General features: G+C 62.9%; 15 protein-coding genes. 7 read left to right on the top strand and 8 right to left on the bottom strand.

Annotation, left to right across the window (positions count from 1 at the left end; translation table 11 throughout):
- The first annotated feature begins 21 nt into the window (after nt 1–21).
- Both SB786_RS09695 and SB786_RS09690 read left to right on the top strand, forming a co-directional pair.
- Nucleotides 22–1233: a PAAR domain-containing protein gene (locus tag SB786_RS09695; protein ID WP_410727267.1), complete on the top strand. Its 1212-nt coding sequence runs from the start codon at nt 22–24 to the stop codon at nt 1231–1233.
- Nucleotides 1234–1267: 34 nt separating this feature from the next.
- Nucleotides 1268–1993, top strand: coding sequence for an SMI1/KNR4 family protein (locus SB786_RS09690; protein WP_410727266.1), 726 nt, complete (start codon nt 1268–1270; stop codon nt 1991–1993).
- Between the two features lie 137 nt (nt 1994–2130).
- Here the strand turns inward: SB786_RS09690 and SB786_RS09685 are convergent, their stop codons facing one another.
- The 4 genes from SB786_RS09685 to SB786_RS09670 all read right to left on the bottom strand — a co-directional run bounded on the left by SB786_RS09685 (nt 2131) and on the right by SB786_RS09670 (nt 7402).
- Nucleotides 2131–3471: an amidase family protein gene (locus SB786_RS09685; RefSeq protein WP_410727381.1), complete on the bottom strand. Its 1341-nt coding sequence runs from the start codon at nt 3469–3471 to the stop codon at nt 2131–2133.
- A gap of 14 nt (nt 3472–3485) precedes the next feature.
- Entirely contained in the window at nt 3486–4826 is a 1341-nt protein-coding gene (locus tag SB786_RS09680) for an MFS transporter (RefSeq protein WP_410727265.1), read from the bottom strand.
- Nucleotides 4827–4916: 90 nt separating this feature from the next.
- A complete protein-coding gene (locus SB786_RS09675) occupies nt 4917–6353 on the bottom strand; it encodes an N-acyl-D-amino-acid deacylase family protein (RefSeq protein ID WP_410727264.1) in 1437 nt (478 codons plus the stop codon).
- 161 nt (nt 6354–6514) lie between these two features.
- A complete protein-coding gene (locus tag SB786_RS09670; protein ID WP_410727263.1) occupies nt 6515–7402 on the bottom strand; it encodes a LysR family transcriptional regulator in 888 nt (295 codons plus the stop codon).
- 92 nt (nt 7403–7494) lie between these two features.
- Between SB786_RS09670 and SB786_RS09665 the strand changes: the two genes are divergently transcribed.
- The 4 genes from SB786_RS09665 (at nt 7495) to SB786_RS09650 (ending at nt 11575) form a co-directional block, all read left to right on the top strand.
- Entirely contained in the window at nt 7495–8547 is a 1053-nt protein-coding gene (locus SB786_RS09665; protein WP_410727262.1) for an RNA-guided endonuclease InsQ/TnpB family protein, read from the top strand.
- 461 nt (nt 8548–9008) lie between these two features.
- The gene (locus tag SB786_RS09660) at nt 9009–9716 is read left to right on the top strand and encodes a YfiR family protein (protein ID WP_410727261.1); all 708 of its coding nucleotides are present in this window, start codon (nt 9009–9011) and stop codon (nt 9714–9716) included.
- Nucleotides 9713–10981 carry a diguanylate cyclase domain-containing protein gene (locus tag SB786_RS09655; protein WP_410727260.1) on the top strand — a complete coding sequence of 423 codons (1269 nt, stop codon included), beginning with the start codon at nt 9713–9715 and terminating at the stop codon, nt 10979–10981. Before SB786_RS09660 ends, SB786_RS09655 begins: the two co-directional genes overlap by 4 nt.
- Nucleotides 10982–11065: 84 nt before the next feature.
- Nucleotides 11066–11575 (top strand): OmpA family protein, encoded by a 510-nt coding sequence (locus tag SB786_RS09650; RefSeq protein WP_410727380.1) that lies wholly within the window; start codon nt 11066–11068, stop codon nt 11573–11575.
- 83 nt (nt 11576–11658) lie between these two features.
- Here the strand turns inward: SB786_RS09650 and SB786_RS09645 are convergent, their stop codons facing one another.
- The 4 genes from SB786_RS09645 to SB786_RS09630 are packed head-to-tail and all read right to left on the bottom strand — an operon-like array spanning nt 11659 to nt 16748.
- Nucleotides 11659–11943: a PAAR domain-containing protein gene (locus SB786_RS09645; RefSeq protein WP_410727259.1), complete on the bottom strand. Its 285-nt coding sequence runs from the start codon at nt 11941–11943 to the stop codon at nt 11659–11661.
- Nucleotides 11944–11960: 17 nt separating this feature from the next.
- Nucleotides 11961–12860, bottom strand: a complete 900-nt coding sequence (locus tag SB786_RS09640; protein WP_410727258.1) for a hypothetical protein — start codon at nt 12858–12860, stop codon at nt 11961–11963.
- A gap of 51 nt (nt 12861–12911) precedes the next feature.
- A complete protein-coding gene (locus tag SB786_RS09635; protein ID WP_410727257.1) occupies nt 12912–14066 on the bottom strand; it encodes a DUF2515 family protein in 1155 nt (384 codons plus the stop codon).
- 9 nt (nt 14067–14075) lie between these two features.
- A complete protein-coding gene (locus tag SB786_RS09630) occupies nt 14076–16748 on the bottom strand; it encodes a type VI secretion system Vgr family protein (protein WP_410727256.1) in 2673 nt (890 codons plus the stop codon).
- Between the two features lie 328 nt (nt 16749–17076).
- On the opposite strand from SB786_RS09630, the gene SB786_RS09625 reads away from it, so the two are divergent.
- Entirely contained in the window at nt 17077–17418 is a 342-nt protein-coding gene (locus tag SB786_RS09625; RefSeq protein ID WP_124615767.1) for a hypothetical protein, read from the top strand.
- Nucleotides 17419–17504: the final 86 nt, after the last annotated feature.

The following is a 17504-nucleotide window of genomic DNA, read 5'->3' as shown; positions in this document are numbered from 1 at the left end:
CTCGGGATGATCGCGGGCGCCGTGGTCGGCGCGGTCGTTGCGGCGGCTATCGTGACGGCGACCGCGGCCACGGGCGGTCTCGCGCTTGTCGCGATCGTCGGCGGCTGCGTGGCGGGCGGCGGCCTTGCCGGCGGCGCGCTGGTGCGCGGCATACAGAAAGCGGCCAACCTATCCGGTCCAACCACCGGCATGCTTCATCCGGGATCGTCGAACGTCACGGTCAACAGCCGTTCCGCGCTGCGTGCCGGAGTCGATTTTGCGGACGAATGCAACGGCCTTCCGTTCAATCATTTCCCGCAGTCGAAACTGCTTGTCGCGCAGGGCTCGCGCACCGTGACCGTCAACGGCAAGCCGATGGCGCGGCTGTCGATGAAGATGGAGTGCGGCGCCGTCATCAAGACCGCGAGCGACAACGTGACGGTCGGTGGCGAGACCGTCACCGTCGTGGCCATCCACGATACCGAGGCGATGTTCGAGACCGCCCTCGAGGTACTCGGCTTCGTTGCGCTGGGTGCGGCCGGGCTGGGCGCGCTCGCGGCCGGAGCGGCGGCTACCGCGCTGTTCGCGGGGACTGTGATCGGCGCCAACGTCGGCCTGAATGCGCTGCATTCATGGGGGGAATCGCTGGGGCCCGGTTACGGCGACATCATGGTCGGCGTGGGGGGATTCGCGTTGCTCGGGCTCGGTGCGAAGGGCGCCGACACCGAAGCCGCGAAGAACGCCGTCGACGTGTTGAACCGGACCAAGGTGGAAATCGAGCCGAACACGCTCGGCTCCAATGGCGGCAACGTTCGGGTCACGACCAAGGGTGTGCCGCGATCGCTATACGATCAGCTTCGGTCCAAGACGCCGAGTTCGAAGATCCAGAAGATGGTCAACGAGAACTTCGAGCCGGGCATGGACGATCCTGCGCTGCCGGGCCTGACGATCGACAAGTCGCTGCATGCGGACCACATCGTGTCGATGAAGGAGGTCACGGAGATGCCAGGGTTCAAGGATTTGTCTGCCGAGAACCAGGTCAAGGTCCTCAACAATCCCGACAACTTCGCGGGTCTGAGCGAGACGGCGAATACATCGAAGGGATCGAAGTCCTATGCCGACTGGACCGAATACAAGAAGGGCCGCATCAAGGTCGACGAAGATTTCAGACAGCAGATGATGCAGCGCGAAGCCGACAATCGGACGATGCTGCAGCAGCAGATCAACGATTTGCTTGGCGAACAGCCGAAGTAGAATGCCCCGATGACGAATTCAATGGTGAATGGCAATGATTGAGCTATCCGCGAAGACTTACACCGCCGAACTGCAACGCTTCCGGTTGCGAGGCCGCGTCTGGCTCGCGTCGAGCGAAATTCCCGCCGACGTCCAGGTGCCGACCGCATGGGTTGCGCTACTGGATACACCCGACGCCGCGCTGGGCAACTGGCTCGCGAAGATGTGGGCAGGTGTCGTCGGTCGCTTGCCCGCGGTCGAGACGTTCTTCGCGGAGAAGCTGCGACGTCCCGCCGTGCTCCAGAAGGAAAACGGCGATCTGTGCCTGCTCTATCCGTACACGGTCGAAGGCGACGATCTGAACTTCTTCATCGGCCATCCGCCGCTCGGCGATCTCGTGTCGGACGACATGTCGCTGTGGCGTGCGTTGCCTGACGATTTGCGCAGCTTCTATCAATTCACACATAACGGCTGGACTTTCTTTCCCGCCAACTCGATGGGACCGATGCCGATCGGCGACCAGACGGCGCTGACCGACAAGCTCGACCTGACGACCGACGAGACGCGCAAGCTCGGCGTGAACCCGGATCTCGTGTGGACGGTATTTCAGAACGGCAGCGGCGACTATTTGTGCCTGGATCTTCGCGACAGTGCCGGCGACGGCAGCGCGGCTGGACGACTCTGGTGGCACGAGAATCCGACCGAACTCGAGCCGGTCGATTTCTGGGCCGTCATGAACGCGTGGTTCGAGATCTTCGTCGAGGAAGCCGACAAGCGGTGATCTGATTCGCGGGCGTAGCGCATCCGCGTGAACTGGCTGCGCGGGAACGGATGCGATTCGATCGGCAAGCGCTTGATCCGCTCCGCGTCGCCGAAGTCGCGCCTTCGCCGGGCGCGCCGCGCTCGACGGTGATGTTGCTACCGGCCCAGGTCGCTCCAGGCGGCAGCGAATTGCCGCGCGGCGGCGAAGCAGACCGCGTCGGCTTGCGGTGCACCGATCAACTGCACCCCCACCGGCAATTCACCCGACACGAAGCACGGCGCGCTGACGACCGGCAGCCCCGCGAACGAAATCGGCTGTGTGAGCAGGCCGAGCGTCTTCGCGGGTTCGAGCGCGACGCCGTCGACATCGACGGTCGCGTCGGTGACGCGCGGTGCGGCACAGGGCGTCGCGGCCGCGAGCAGCACGTCGTAGCGCGCGAACAGCGCTTCGATGCGCGCGCGCCAGGCGTCACGGCAGGCAAGCGCGTCGCGATAGGCGGCGTCGGGTGTTGCGAGGCCGGTTGCGATGCGTGAGCGCAGGCGTTCGGAGACGAGCGCCACCGGCGCGTCGAGCAGCCCGCGATGGGTGCGGGCCAGCTCCACATTCGAGATCGCGGTCGCCGCGTCACGCGCGCGTGCGACTTCGCCGCTACCGACCGGCACGGATTCCCCCGCATGCAGACAGCGCGCCGCGCGCCGGACGGCGCGTTGCGCATCCGCATCGGCCAGTCTGTCGAAATCGCCCGTCAGCACGGTGACGCGAAGCGGGGCGGCTGGATCGAGAATCGGTTGTGCGCGCAATGAATTCGCGTCGCATAGCGTGTCATACAACGCCGCCAGATCGTCGATATCGTTCGCGAATCCGCCCACCGTGTCGAGCGATTCGGCATAGGGCAGGCAACCGGCCCGCGACAGCCGCCCCTCGCTTGGGCGAAATCCCCACACGCCGCACAGCGCCGCCGGCGCGCGAATCGAGCCGTTCGTGTCGCTGCCGAGCGCGAGCGGCACGTATCCCGCGGCGACGGCGGCGGCCGAGCCGCTCGACGAACCGCCCGTCATGTGTGCCGGGTCAGCCGGCAGGCGCACCGCGCCATAGTGCGGATTCACGCCGGTGGCGCCGCACGCGAGTTCGTCCATCTGCGTTGCGCCGACCGGCACCGCGCCGGCCGAGCACAGTCGCGCGACCGCCGATGCGTCGGTGGCGGCGGCCGGCAATGCGGCGCGCGCGGGCGATCCCGCGACCGCCGTGTAGCCCGTCACGTCGAAATTCCACTTCACGAGAAACGGCACGCCCGCCAACGGGCCGGGGTCACGCCCGTTGCGCACGAGGCCGTCGATCCGCAGCGCGTTGCGCAGGGCCCGCGCGTCGAAGGTTTGTGCGCAGGCATGGATCGTGCCGTCGCGCGCGGCGATATCGGCGAGCACGGTTTGCACGAGCGATACTGCACTCACGCGTCCCGCGCGAACCTCGGCCGCCAGCGCGAGCGCGCCGCGCATCGAAGGCACCGCCCTCACGCGCGCACCATGAGCCGGCGCGGAATCGACAGGATCAGCGCGGCGGCGGCGAACAGCGTGAAGGCGAGCAGCGCGACGCCGAGTTCAGTGCTGCCGGTCAATCCCGTCGCGTAGCCCATCAGCGTCGGTCCGACGAACCCGGCGACGGCCGCGCCGATGTTGACGAGCCCGGCCCCGCCCGCGGCGGCCTCGCCGGCGAGAATCCGCGACGGCAAGCTCCAGAACATCGCGAGCGTGCTCATGATGCCTGCCACGCCTGCGGTCAGGCACATGACGGCGAGCACCGGATGCGTGCGCACGCCGAGGCTCGCGAGCAGCGCGACGCCGCCGATCGCGACGGGCAGCGCCGTATGCCAGCGGCGCTCGCCGGTTCGTACCGAATGCTGCGCGTTCGCGACCATCGCGACCGACGCGACCAGATACGGGATGGCGCTGACGAGGCCGATTCCGAGGTTGCTCAGCGACCCGAGTGCCTTGATCATCGTCGGCATCCAGAACACGAGCCCATAGTTGCCGACGTTGTAGAGGAACGATGTTGCGAACAGCAGCCATAGCGTCGGTTCGCGCAGCGCCGCGCCGAGGCGGGTGCGCTTGCCTGTCGCTTCCTGGGCCATCTCCGCACGAATCATCCGTTTTTCCGCGTCGGTCAGCCACGCTGCATCGTCGATCCGCTCCGTTATACGCACGAGCAGGACCATGCCGAGCACGATGGCCGGCAGGCCTTCGATCAGGAACATCCACTGCCAGCCGCGCAGCCCGAAGGCGCCGTGCGTCGCGTCCATGATCCAGCCCGACAGCGGGCCGCCGACGATCACGCCCAGCGGCATGGCGAGAAACAGGAAGGCCATCACCTTGGCGAGCCGGTGCGACGGAAACCACACGCTGAAGTAGGCGATCACGGCCGGAAAGAAGCTCGCTTCCGTTACGCCGAGCAGGAAGCGCAGTGCATGGAAGCTCGCCGTGTCCCGGGTTGCGAGCGTGGCGACCGACACGATGCCCCACGTCAGCATCGAGCCGGCAAGACAACGCTTCACGCCGATCCGTCGCACGAGCCAGCCGGCCGGCACCTGCAGCAGCAGGTAGCCGACGAAGAACAGCCCGGCGCCGACGCCGTAGGCGGCGTCCGTGAGGTGCAGGTCCGTCACCATCTGCAGCTTCGCGAAGCCGACGTTGACGCGGTCGAGATAGCCGAAGAAGTAGCACACGAGGATCAGCGGAATGATGCGTCGGCTCACGCGCGCATACAGCGCGTCGATGCCGGGCGCGGCGGCATCCGCATGCGGGTCCGAACCGGTTTGCATGCCGCGCGGCGTGGGGATGCCGTTGGAATTCGTCATGGTGACTCCGTGCAGGTTGACTCCAGGGCGGCGGCCGCGCGAGCGGCGGCTTCCGCGACGGCGCAAGGGCGCGCCATGGGCCGGCCGATCCTAGCTTGCGCGGCGCAGCGCCCGGCCGGGGCGTGTGCCGGTGTGTCGGCCGTGTGCGAGCACGGCACGGCCGTTGACGAACACGTGCTCGATGCCGTCAGGGCGTAGCGTCGGGTTCGCGAATGTCGCGCGGTCGATCACGCGCGCCGGATCGAACACGACCAGATCGGCGTAATGACCGACCGAGAGGCGCCCGCGCTCCGCGATTCCGAATTGTTCGGCAGTGAGGCCCGTCATCTTGCGCACGGCGGTTTCGAGCGGGAACAGGCCGCGCTCGCGGGAGAATTCGCCGAGCACGCGCGGGAACGTACCCCACAGCCGCGGGTGCGGGCGCAGGTCGTTGGGCAGGCCGTCGGAGCCGACCATCGTCAGTTCGTGGCGCATGATGCGCTCGACGTCCGCTTCGTCCATCACGAAGTAGATCGCGCCGGCGGGGCGCAGCGCATCGATCGCGGCGTCGATGGAATCGCCGAACAGCGGCAGCAGTTCGGCGAATTCACGGCCCGCGAGTTCGGGATGCGGCTTCGACCATGCGAGGAGCACGCGGGACGACTGGCGGATGCGATCCGCGCGCAGCATCGTCGACGTCGCGGGATACGGATGGCAGTCGATGCATAGCGGTTGCCGTGTGCGCTGCGCATCGATATGCGCGAGTGTTTCGACCGAGCGGCCGTGGTTCGCGTTGCCGGCCACCTTGTGATGCGACAGCACGACGCGCACGTCGAGCGCGCGACCGATCGTGAATGCTTCGTCGAGCGACGCAATGATCGCATCGGTTTCGTCGCGCAGGTGCGTCGCGAACACGCCGCCCGTCTCGCGCAGCGGCGCGCACACGTCGATCAGCTCGTCGGTCGTCGCGGCCGCCGCGGGCGGGTAAAAGGTGCCCGTCGAGACGCCGAATGCGCCGGCCGTCATCGCCTCGCGCACGTCGGCCGCCATCGCCGCGATCTCCGCCGCGTCGGCTGCGCGTCCGAGATCGGCCACGTGCCGCACGCGCAGCGTCGAGTGACCGATCAGGGCCGCCGTGTTGACGGCGGCGGGCGTTGCGTCGAGCGCGTCGAGATAGGCGCGAAAGGACGGAAAGCGAAACGACTGCCACGCCCCCAGCAGGTCGAGCGGTTGCGGCACGTCGCGTTCCGCGAGCAGCGGCGCGAGACTGATCCCGCAATTGCCGGCGATCACCGTGGTCACGCCTTGCGCAACTTTCGGCTCGACGTCGGGATCGGTCAGCACGAACGCATCGTCGTGCGTGTGGCTGTCGATGAAGCCCGGCGCGACGACCAGGCCGTTCGCATCGAGCGTGTGCACGGCAGTGGCGCTGCTCAGGTCGCCGATTGCGGCGATGCGCTCGCCTGTCACGCCGAGATCGGCCTCGAAGCGCGCGGCTCCCGTGCCGTCGATCAGTTCGCCGCGGCGCAGGATCACGTCGAAATGCATGGTGGCTCCTCCAGAATCAGCGCGGAATCGGGGCGCGGCGCGCTTCCGTCGTTCAAGTTCGCCACCATCGTCACCAGCCATTTCTCGGGCGTCCAATGCCGTTCGGCTCGCGATTCATGCGAAACCGGCATCAATGCCGCGACGCCACGCGCGCCGCGGCGTTACGCGAACGCCGCCTTCACCAGCGCATGGAGGTCGCTCGCGAAGCTGGACATCGAGATGGTGCGATGCCGCACGATGCCGACCGTGCGGTCGATCGTCGGGCTCGCGATCGGCACTGTGCGTACCGCGGGCGAGCCGTACGCACGCAATGCGCTCTCGGGCAGGATCGCGCATCCGACGCCGGCTGCCACGAGCGCGGCGACGCACGAGATGTGCTCGACCTCATAGAACCACCGGGTTCGCACCGCCTCCTGGCCCATCAGCATTTCGAGCAGCAGACGGTTGCCGCTGTCGCGGCCGCCGATGATCAGCTTCGCGTGCCGCAATTCGCCGAGCGTGACGGCGTCCGCGCGTGCCAGCGGATTGTCCTCGTGGACTGCGAGCACGTAGCGGTCCGTGAACAGCGGTTCGAACACCAGATCGTCGTCGTCGCCGGGGTGCAGGCTCACGCCGAACTCGGCGATGCCCGCGCGCACCTGCGACAGTACGAAGTCGTGATTGCCGTCGAGGATCTGCACGGCGACCTGCGGATACTTGTCCGAGTAGCGACGCAGGACGTCGGGCAGTGTTTGCGCGACGACGGTCGGGATCGACGAAAGCCGCACCTTGCCGTAGCGCTTTTGCGCGATTTCCTGGATCGACGACAGCATCATCCCGAGCTGGGCGATCTGCTCGCGCGCCATCGGCAGGAACTGACGGCCGACGCCCGTTAGCGTCACGCTGCGGGTGGTGCGCTGGAACAACTCGACGCCAAGCGTTTGTTCGAGCTTCTGGATCCGGCGCGACAGCCCCGGCTGCGTCAGGTGCAATTTTTCCGCCGCGCGATGAAACGTGCCGAGTTCCGCGACGGCGACGAACGCTTCGAGTTCCGAGTTTTCGATTTTCATCAGAATTTGCTCCGAGAAACCCCGCCATTGATGGCGGGAAGGAAAGGCGTGCTGTTGACAGGGAGCTTCTTCCACGGGTTAGGATCACCTGCATGATTCTTGTCTACCGCTACCGGGTGAAGTCGCTCAACGGACTGCTCAACAAGCAGAGCCGTGCGGTGAACTACGTCTGGAACTTCTGCAATGACACGCAGAAGCACGCGCTCAAGTGGAGCAAGAAATGGCCGACGGGTTTTGAACTGAACGTGTTGACCACCGGCAGTAGCAAGGAACTCGGCATCCACTCCGGCACTGTCAATGCAACGTGCGAGCAATATGCGAAGTCGCGCAGTCAGCACCGTCGGCCCTACCTGCGCTATCGCGGCAGGAAATCGCTGGGCTGGGTGCCGCTGAAGGGCCGTGACCTGAAGCGCGAGGGTGACGCGTTCCGCTTTGGAGGCAACACCTTTCGCGTGTTCAACAGCCGCCCACTTCCTGAAGGCAAGATCAAGGACGGAACCAACTTCGCGCAGGATGCACGCGGCAACTGGTTTCTCAACATCGTGATCGAGATGCCCGATGTGCAGGCCCGCCCGATCCGTTCCGGTGTCGGCATCGATCTCGGCCTGAAAGACTTCGCCACACTTTCGACGGGCGAGAAGCTGCCTAACGATCGGCTCGGTCGACGCGCGGCGGAGAAACTGGCGAAAGCGCAACGGGCGCGAAAGCACAAGCGGCATATCGCGAAGCTGCACGCCAAGGTGGCGAACGCCCGCGCCGATTTCCAGCACAAGCTCGCGCTCGATCTGGTGCGGCGTTTCGATTACATCGCGGTCGGGAACGTGTCGGCCGCGAAGCTCGCCAGAACCAGGATGGCGAAAAGCGTCTACGACGCATCCTGGTCGTCCTTCCGAAACAAGCTCCGTTACAAGGCGATGGCGCACGGGGCCACGTTCGAGGAAGTCGACGAAAGCGGTTCTACCCAGTCCTGTTCGTCGTGCGGATCGAAAGACAGCACGACGCGGCCGAAAGGTATCGCGGGACTGCGAATGAGAGAGTGGGCCTGCGATGGCTGTGGTGTCGAGCATGATCGAGATACCAACGCTGCGCTGAACATTCTCCGATGCGGACGTGCATCGCCAGGTGTGGGAATCACCTGCCTTTAGGCGGGTGAGGACGTCAAGACGCTCCAATGTTCGGGTCGGCTCCGGCATTCCGGCGGATGGCGGCGGGACTCGCGCGTGGTTATTTTCGGCGACATCGATTCGTGGCCTGCCATATTGCCCCGTATGGCCGTTGAGCGTACACGCATTGCCGATCACGACAGCCGCTGCAGACGAGGTCTCAACAGCTTGCCGCGCTCGATCACCTGACGCGACCGGGGGTCTAATCCACTGATCAATCTGTTGGCGTCGCGACTGGATCGACGTCGATCAACGCGTTCGCTCGCATCGATGCGTACAGCATCCATTCAACATACTTTCCGATGTTATTCGCGGGTGTATCCCACTGGTTTGGGATCCGAATTTCTACCTAAGATGGAAGCATTCGTGCGCGTGAGACGGTGCTTGCATGCGCATGCAGGTAAGCGGTAGCGCCGGGAACGACTGCAGCAGATGTTTCCATCATGGATGCGAGTGTGTGCGCGGCGGCTGCGAGTCATGCAGCCGTATCGACGCCAGTGCGCGCGGCGGCAATCGCTGCGCATACGGCGTCCGGCCGACCGGGCCGAGTCGCCACGCTACGCCGCGCGTTCGTCGCAATCGTTTGCGTTCTGAGCGGGGCGCCGGCCGTCCTCGCCGGGGCGTCTGCCGATACGGAAGAGCCGGGCGAAACCGTGCGCATCGCCGCCCCCGCGCCGGCCGCCAGTCCTGCCAGTCCCGCGATTTCCTCACACGACTCCACCGTGCGCCAGGTCGTGCTCGGCATCGTCAGTTTCACGCGCTGGCCGTCGACGCCCGTTCGTCTGCATTTGTGCGTGACCGGTCGCCCCGACTACGCGGCCGGCCTCACCGACACGTTGCAGGCCGGCTCGACCGTGCTCGACGTGCAGCGCGTGCGCTTCGACGATCCCGCGCTCGGCCTCGCATGCGACGTCGTGTATCTCGGCTCCCTGGGCGACGATGAGCGAGCGCGGGTGCGAGCCGCGCTGGCGGGCCGCCCGGTGCTGACGATCGCCGAACACGACGAGTCCTGCACCGCCGGTGCCATGTTCTGCCTCACCGTCGATGGAGAACGCGTGACGTTCGACATCAATCTCGATGCCGTCGCGCGCAGTGGCGTGCGCGTGCATCCGAACGTGCTCAATCTCGCGCGACGGCCGCTGACGCCATGACACGCTCCGCGCCCCCCATTTCGTCTTCACGCGTGCCGCGCCCGACGCTGCAAAGCGTGCTGCGTCGCGCGCATTTGCGCCTCGCGTTCGTCGCGGTCGCGATGGCCGCCGTGTCGCTGATCGTCGTCGCCGTGATCGCGTTGCGCGCGTATGCCGGCAACAACCTGAACCTGCTGGCCCGCTCGCTCGGCTATACGGTCGAGGCGGCGCTCGTGTTCGGCGACCGCGTCGCGGCAAACGAGGCGATCGCCACCATCGCCAACGACGAGGATGTCGCGCGGGTGGTGATCACCGATGCCAAAGGACAGTTGTTCGCGACCTGGAAGCTGCCCGCCGAAGGCCGGATCGCCCGCCTCGAGCGCACTGTCGCCGATCTCGCGCTGCCCGGGCCCGTGACCATTCCGGTGATGCACGACGGCATCGTCGTCGGTCAGGTGATCGTGCGTGGCCGCGGGCATCAGTTCTTCGGATTCCTGCTCGGTGGCATCGGCGGCATTCTCGGCTGCCTGGCCGTCAGCGTGCTCGGCGCGTATGTCAGCTCGAAGCGTCTGCTGCGCAACATCGTTGCGCCGCTGCGCGCGCTCGCCGGCGTCGCGCATGCCGTGCGGCGCGAGCGTGCGTTCGGGCGGCGCGTCGAGCCCGCGGTGATCGCCGAACTCAACCAGCTCGGCGACGACTTCAACGCGCTGCTCGACGAATTCGAAGACTGGCAGAACACGCTGCGCGACGAAAACGCATCGCTCGAACACAAGGCGACGCACGATGCGCTCACCGGGCTGCCCAACCGCGCGCAGTTCGAGTCGCGTCTGTCGGTGGCGCTGTGCGATGCCGTGGTGACGCGGCAGCGGGTCGCCATCCTGTATCTCGACTGCGACCGCTTCAAGGAGATCAACGACGGTCTGGGCCACGATGCCGGCGACGCGGTGCTGGTCGGTGTCGCGGCGCGGCTGCGCACGCAGGTGCGCGAGACCGATCTGGTCGCGCGCCTGGGCGGCGACGAATTTGCGGTGATGCTGGGCACTGTGCGCGACGTGGAAAGCGTGTGCCGGATCGCCGACGAGATTTTGTCCGGCATGGTGCCGTCGATCGAGTTGCCCGACGGACGCATGGTGGCCACCATGATGAGTGCCGGTGTGGCGCTGTATCCCGATCACGCGTCGGATGCGAACGGCTTGCTGCGGGCGGCGGATGCCGCGATGTACCGCGCCAAGCGCACGCGGCCGGGGACGTGGCAGTTGGCGGAAGGCGTTGCCGGGCGGGTTTGATGTCTATCGTTTCGCGCTGCGGGCGAGGCCGCAGCGGCGGGATAAGAAGCGCACGCGGCGCGGGCGCATACGAAGGGGACCATGATGAAAAGCTCGTTGCCGGTGAGCATTGGGAGGCTGTGCGTCGGAAGCGCGGTGCTGCTGTGTCTGTTGCTTGGCGGGTGCAATACGCCGCCGCTGCATCGGGGGCTCACGCAGACGCAGGTCACGGCGCTGAAGTCGGCCGGGTTTCAGGAGACGGGGCAAGGGTTCGAGTTCGGGGCGAGCGGGCCGATTTTGTTCGATTTCGATCGGTATAACCTGAAGCCGGATGTGAGGCGGATCGTTGAGCGGATCGGGAGGACGTTGAAGTCAGCGGGAATCAATGGGGTGCGGGTTTATGGGTACTCCGATGACGAGGGGGAGGCGGCTTACGACCTGGAATTGTCGCGCCGGCGGGCGGAGGTTGTGGCGATCGAACTGGTCGATGCGGGGCTGGACGGGAAGCGGATTGCGGTTGCAGGGAAGGGGAAGAGCGATCCGGTGGGCGATAACCGGACGCCGACCGGGCGGGCGCAGAATCGGCGGGCGGCGATTGTGGTTTCGCCGCGGTGAGGGGGGCGGTCAGGGCGCGATGATGGCGCTCGATACTCGGACCGCCTCCGCAGAGAACAGTCCGAAAAACGAACATGGGTCGATCAATCGCCTGGAGCAGGCTGCGCAATGAGAATAGCGCCGCACGTCGTTTTATGTCCCTCCAAAGCCATCGGCTGCCCGAAATCTTCGTATCCCTCGAGCCCCTCGGAGATTTCAAAGAGATGTGGCGCGCAAAGCGGGCACGTCACCTGATCCCCTTTGCGTGCAATGGGAACCTTGGCCTGGCTCCAAGTGGAGGATGGACTGCCCGAAATCACCTTGCCGCCGTGGCTTGTCGTATCGCCGACCACGATTTGCGCTCTTCCGTGCAAGTTCGCGCGTTGCATCGCCTAGGCTCTCCAGATCAATGAGTGTTGCCAGCTTTGGCCGAAAAGTCGGGGGCTTCAAAGGGCGGCGGCAGATATGTCGTATCGATTGTGTAGCCCTGAGCCTTCAATTCCGTTTCATGTTTGGCTCGTTCTGCCCTTGCCGGCGTCAATTCGTCAGACAGGTATTTCTTCCACTCCCTCCGGCGTTCGACACTATCAGCAAAATACGGTGTGTAATTGTCAGATGCTGTGCTCACCTGAATGTCGGTTAAGTAATACCCCATGTCGGGAGTCGACGAGGATTGATACGACAGAGATAGTGTCAAAAATACGCCGTCAGTATAAAAAAGCCATCTTGGCTCGGACACAATCAAGTTTTTCCATTCCTCTACGGTCGGCGTGTAGGTCGAGTCGATCGAATAAAGAGCGCCTGGTTTTGACAAGGCATAAGCCGTTGCCTCTTTGCCGACGAGCCGCGGATCAGAGGTTTCAATATACCTCTTCCATCCCGCGGCTCTCAATTTTGCTAGCAGGGCTGCGATCTTGTCGCGAGCCTCTTCGTACGAGCTTGTGCCCGAAGGCGAGATGTTGAAATTGACATCCCAATTATCCACTCCACTTTCTGGGCTGTCTTTGTCCCCCAACCCTGTCGCGATTGTGACATTGTCGAGGTCGAACGAGTGTTGTCCTTGGCTATATTTCACCACTCCCAGCTTCTTTGGGTCGTCCCAGTGCATCTGATACGCATACACGCCGGATGGGTGATTCATTGTGGAAAATCCTTGTGCCACGGCATCCGATTTTCCGTCTGCTCCAAATTTAATGGTGACAACTTGAGACGACATTGCTTTGTCCTTTTTGTCTTGGGTGGTTGTTGATGCGTAAATTGCAGCACATAAAGCTATTGCTGCCAAAGCCCACCACCAGATTCGCATTGATTTTTGTTTAACAAAAATCGGCATAATCGCCTTTATATGAAAAATCAATCATGTCAGACCACCCATGGCGGCAATGGCCTTCAGTTCACTCTGCATGTAGGCACGCTGCTTCTGCATTAGAAAGTGGAATAACTTTCCGGTATCTTTGATCCATGCCATTCTTTGAGAATAATCCTCGAGAATCAGCTCCTTCGGCGCGTTCGAGCGATATTGCATGTCGGACGTTTCATCCTGTGCCGTGAAGCTTAGCTGCAGAGGTGGAATCAGAGCGTGAAATGCACGTGCTGGGGCGGCCCACCACTTATCCGAACTGGTCGCCTCGTCCATGGTTCTTTGGAATTTGAGCTTGCTGATAAAGGCCTTATCGTTATAGATCAACCCTTGCAACACTTCGCCCTGTTCATGCTGTGCCATGACCCACAGATGGTTGAACGCAAAGGCAGCTTTCTTCTTTTCATTCGCGGTCTCTTCCCATTGCTTGACAAGATCGAATCCCATGGACACGCGCGGAGTCCATTTGAAGTAGCCCGGATTCTCGGCGTCGGGACCAAGGAATTTTCCGGATCCTGCATCGTCCATTGACACGCTGGCTTCATTGGTCACCGGGCACTTGGGAACGACGTCGCTTGCCCACTGCTGGCGCATCAAGTTCTTCTGCACGGTGGGATGGTATTGCCGGCTATCACGCTGCTTGGCACACGCCTGGAACGCAGCCGGATCCGCCGCATATCCGTAGCACCAGGTCAGCAGGTCGTTGTAAATCCACAGATTGCCTTTGCCGAGTCCCTCGTGGACGATACCCATGCCGGGCACCTTGTCCACCTGCCAGCTTTCCAGATTAGCCGAAACCTGTTTGGCAGCGAACGCCCCCAGGCCGGTCCAATAGAACCGCCCAATCTTGTCCTTTTCTCCCAGGTGAAAATCTTCGAGGAACATGCGCGCGTAGCTCGAAGCTACCCGGCGGGCTCGCGCTCCATAATTCTTCCCGACAAACGACGCATCGCCGGGCTCGATCTTCGTTTCGGAAATAGTGTGCGAGCTGAATCGGTAGTCGGGCGTTCCGTCTTTCAGGATAGGCGTACGGGTGTCCAACTGGGCCATCGCATATTGATGGGCGAGCGACCAGATAATTTTGCAATCGCAATTCGCATCGATACACGTGTTGCTTTGCGGGTTGGTAGTGTTTTCTGCAAGATTAGCCATTGCCGAGCCTTATTTTTCTGCGTCCGTGAAGAGTTCGTCCCAGTGAATGCCAAACTTCACATTCTCTTCCTGTTTGGTATTCAGGGTCGCTGAACGGCCCAGATGGTTGGTCTGGAAGACGTGCTCTCCAGAGTCGGTCGTCATTCGGTAGGCGACGCCTGGCAGCGATCGCCCTGACGGCGTCAGCATCCTGAACGTCTGGTCGTTTGCCTCGACGGCAGGTGTGCCGTTCGGCGCCACACCCATCGGCTTGGGTGGCATGTTGCTTACCTGCGCGTTGACCTCGTACATACCGCCGCCCACCGTGATTTTTCCAGTCTTCAGGCTGATATAACTGTCTCCGCCGTGCAGCATCACTTCTTCGGTTGCCTTGATCGTAATGCGGTTTGCCGTCTGGGTGATCTCGAGTTTGGCAAGCAGATTGAGGTTTTTCTGAAGAGCCTTGATGTCAATGTCTCCCGCGTAGGACACCATTCGGATGCCGAGCTTGTATGCAAACAGGCGGATTGCGTTTCGTGCAGTAGCCAACAGGCTGCTGCCACTACTCATGCTGAGGTGTGCGCCACTCGTGAGCGCCGTATGTTCTCCGCTCGCGAGATGGATAGTGCCTGCCGTCGTCGCTTCGATCCCGACTGGAGAGGCGAAAACCAGATGGGGTTTCGCCAGTTCGGGAAACGCCCCTGCTCCTTGTGTCCCACCTGAACCCCTGATTTCATCACTCTGCTGCTGAAGCGCCTTGACGACCTCGGGCTGGTCCTGTCCGTCTTGTGCCTGTGCCTGAATTGCAGCGTTGGCAAGTGTGTCATGTAGATCCCGTGCCTGCACCAAGCGCTGCACGGTTTCGCCCATGTCTTTGACTGTAGCCGTCGCGCCCGAGCGTGTCTCGGTCGTGACCAACATTCCTTGGTTCGCCCGCAGCACACCCCACGAATCGGTTGCAAGCTCCCAGCCGATTCCGCGCGGCTCCGCACGTCCGGCATGGCCATCAATTCGAGTGTTGTAGCCGACGACAAGCCGGGACTGCTGATGGTCGCTAGCGATCTGTACCTGAAGCTTGCCCGGCGTGTCGTCGGCCACGATCTGGTTCGCCATGGTGCTGGCCAGATCGCGCGAACGCAGCCCCGAAAGAGCATGATTCTCCGGCAGTTTCCACTGCACAAAGTTGACACCGTTCGGTACCCGGCCAGTGACGAGAGGGCGATCCGGACATCCGTCCAGAAACGACACAATCACTTCGTCACCAATCCGCGGCAGGTGAATCATGCCGAACCCCTGACTCGCCCACGGCTGGCTCACACGTACCCAGCACGAGCTGCGCGTGTCGCGTTGCCCGATACGATCCCAGTGGAATTGAACCTTGATCCGACCCAACTCGTCGGTATAAATGCTTTGCTCTTTCGGGCCGACCACCGTGGCCGTTTGCATTTGCATGACCGGCTTGTGGTGTTCGAACGGACTGCGGTAGGGGACGGATTTGCGTTGCGCCTCTAGCTCAATCAAAAAGAAGCCTTCGGAGCCATCGTGATGCGCTACGCGCGAATGGCGTCCTCCGTCCTGATTTGCAGACGCTTCGACCAGCTGGCTTTGCAAACTTCCCGGAAGGTTTGCGTGATGGTCTGATGCCGGGAAATTGTTCTCGATCAGCCAAACCACTTCGACAATGGCGAACACGTTGCGGTCGGCGACGTCGCGATCGTGCTCCGGATGACCGACGAGCGAAAACGACCGTCCTGCATCGGCTTCGCGGAGGCCGCCCGTTCCATAGAATCGCTTGGCGCGGGACTCCCACTCTTCCATATGGACTTTGGATAGGTGATCGCCGCGCTCCTGCTCCAGATAGGTGTACGAGCCGGTGTACTCATACATCTCCAGCTGTGCTGGCAATTCGTGCGATACCGTCGGGATGTGAGTGCCTTTCGGATTGGCAAGCGGCGATGGATTTTTGTAGTCGTAGGTGCGCGTGGCCAGCGCGGCACTATGGAGGGTTCGCTCGCTGGACCAGTGAATCAGCGCGTCGACCTCGCTGTTCGTTCCGTCGCGGGAAAACTGCACTGATTGTGCTGCGAGCGGCTCGCACGTATCGAGCCGGTCGGTAATAGTCAGGGTATGGGATTTCCCGTCCTCGGCCTGCTTCCAGATTGTGAACAGGCCTTCCTCCTCCATCAAGCGATGGGCGAAGTTCCAGTCGTTTTCGTACTGGGTGCAATACGACCGAGCCGGCAGCGGCTTCGATAGCGCAAAGTCGAACCGGCCTCTGGCTTGCGAATGGGCGTTGAAGACATCCCGGAGAATTTCATCGACAGGTTTGTCCTGCCAGATACGCTGATCGCGGCGAAATTTCAGGAAATGCATCCATGAGGCGAAGCTGATCTGGTAGCTGGTCAGGCCGCCTTCCGATCCCAGTCGTCGCACTGCGTAGACGTAGCCGTGCCGGGGAACGTAGGAGTGGTGGATTTGCTGGATCCAGAGGGTCACGGGTTTGCCGATCAGCTCTTTCAGCTTGAGGTCGCTGCGTGTCGACACGACATCAAGCGTGAAATCGAAATGCCGACCAATCTTGGAATGGCCCACGGCGCGCTGCGGCAGCAATGCGTTGTCGCCGAGCGGGGTGTCGAGTTTCAGTAGGCGGTCCTGCTGGATCAGCCCGCCTTGAATCGCCGTCACGATATCTTGCACACTCATCCCGATCCCTTTTTTACTTTTTGTGTGCCTGTTGCCGAAACGGCACAGGCTCTCTCAGCAGCGATTCTACAGGTTAATGGCTAGGGGTTAGCCCGAGTAGGAGCGTCCGCGGCCCGAGATGCTCAATAGCCGGTGCACTTGCAGAATTGGAGCCGAGGCCATTCCACTCTCGGCGGGCGGTAACAGCACGGGGATGTCGGCAGCTATCCGCGGGATACGTCGGCAACCGGCCAAGAAGGGACGTTCGACATCGGCGCATAGATCGCCGACAATTCGCCGGAGAACCTCGGAACTCGCCTGCATAATCTAACTCGTACAAGGACCGGTAATGAGTTTTGACATCATCGCCATTAAACCAACGAATCTCGATGCGGAAAGTCTGAACGCCGTTCGCGAAGTAAGCCCTTTGGGCGATGCCGAGTCCGTCCGGAGAATCTTTGAAGCCAAGTTCCCGGGAGCTACAACCGGCCTGTTCGTGAATCGCGAGGAATATAGTCTGGAAGTCACCCTGGCTAATGACCCGGTGGGTTCCGCGCATCTCGCTCTGCGCTCTGGTCAGGCATGGTCAACATCATCTCGCGACCAGTTTATTGAGCGTCTCGGTGAACTTTGTCGTCACCTCCAGTGTGTGGCTTTCGCCGTGTCAGATAATTCTCGGCTGGCTCCTTGAATCCGCCGAAATTGCAAAATGAACGACCGGATTGGAGAAGGGTGAAGGGCCGTTCGGGGTCGAGCTGTGCCGGTCGCGTGCGCTGG

Origin of the sequence: Burkholderia sp. SIMBA_062 (assembly GCF_046534765.1) — a bacterium.
In the GTDB taxonomy this organism is placed as follows: domain Bacteria; phylum Pseudomonadota; class Gammaproteobacteria; order Burkholderiales; family Burkholderiaceae; genus Burkholderia; species Burkholderia ambifaria.
This window is presented reverse-complemented; position numbering and strand designations above follow the sequence as displayed.

Excerpts from the sequence above, each read along its gene's own strand:
- SB786_RS09625 (WP_124615767.1), top strand. The coding sequence starts at position 17,077 with ATGAGTTTTGACATCATCGCCATTAAACCAACGAATCTCGATGCGGAA.
- SB786_RS09655 (WP_410727260.1), top strand. The coding sequence starts at position 9,713 with ATGACACGCTCCGCGCCCCCCATTTCGTCTTCACGCGTGCCGCGCCCG.
- SB786_RS09640 (WP_410727258.1), bottom strand. The coding sequence starts at position 12,860 with ATGCGAATCTGGTGGTGGGCTTTGGCAGCAATAGCTTTATGTGCTGCA.
- SB786_RS09650 (WP_410727380.1), top strand. The coding sequence starts at position 11,066 with ATGAAAAGCTCGTTGCCGGTGAGCATTGGGAGGCTGTGCGTCGGAAGC.
- SB786_RS09675 (WP_410727264.1), bottom strand. The coding sequence starts at position 6,353 with ATGCATTTCGACGTGATCCTGCGCCGCGGCGAACTGATCGACGGCACG.
- SB786_RS09630 (WP_410727256.1), bottom strand. The coding sequence starts at position 16,748 with ATGAGTGTGCAAGATATCGTGACGGCGATTCAAGGCGGGCTGATCCAG.
- SB786_RS09690 (WP_410727266.1), top strand. The coding sequence starts at position 1,268 with ATGATTGAGCTATCCGCGAAGACTTACACCGCCGAACTGCAACGCTTC.
- SB786_RS09685 (WP_410727381.1), bottom strand. The coding sequence starts at position 3,471 with ATGCGCGGCGCGCTCGCGCTGGCGGCCGAGGTTCGCGCGGGACGCGTG.
- SB786_RS09660 (WP_410727261.1), top strand. The coding sequence starts at position 9,009 with ATGGATGCGAGTGTGTGCGCGGCGGCTGCGAGTCATGCAGCCGTATCG.
- SB786_RS09645 (WP_410727259.1), bottom strand. The coding sequence starts at position 11,943 with ATGCAACGCGCGAACTTGCACGGAAGAGCGCAAATCGTGGTCGGCGAT.
- SB786_RS09670 (WP_410727263.1), bottom strand. The coding sequence starts at position 7,402 with ATGAAAATCGAAAACTCGGAACTCGAAGCGTTCGTCGCCGTCGCGGAA.
- SB786_RS09680 (WP_410727265.1), bottom strand. The coding sequence starts at position 4,826 with ATGACGAATTCCAACGGCATCCCCACGCCGCGCGGCATGCAAACCGGT.
- SB786_RS09635 (WP_410727257.1), bottom strand. The coding sequence starts at position 14,066 with ATGGCTAATCTTGCAGAAAACACTACCAACCCGCAAAGCAACACGTGT.
- SB786_RS09665 (WP_410727262.1), top strand. The coding sequence starts at position 7,495 with ATGATTCTTGTCTACCGCTACCGGGTGAAGTCGCTCAACGGACTGCTC.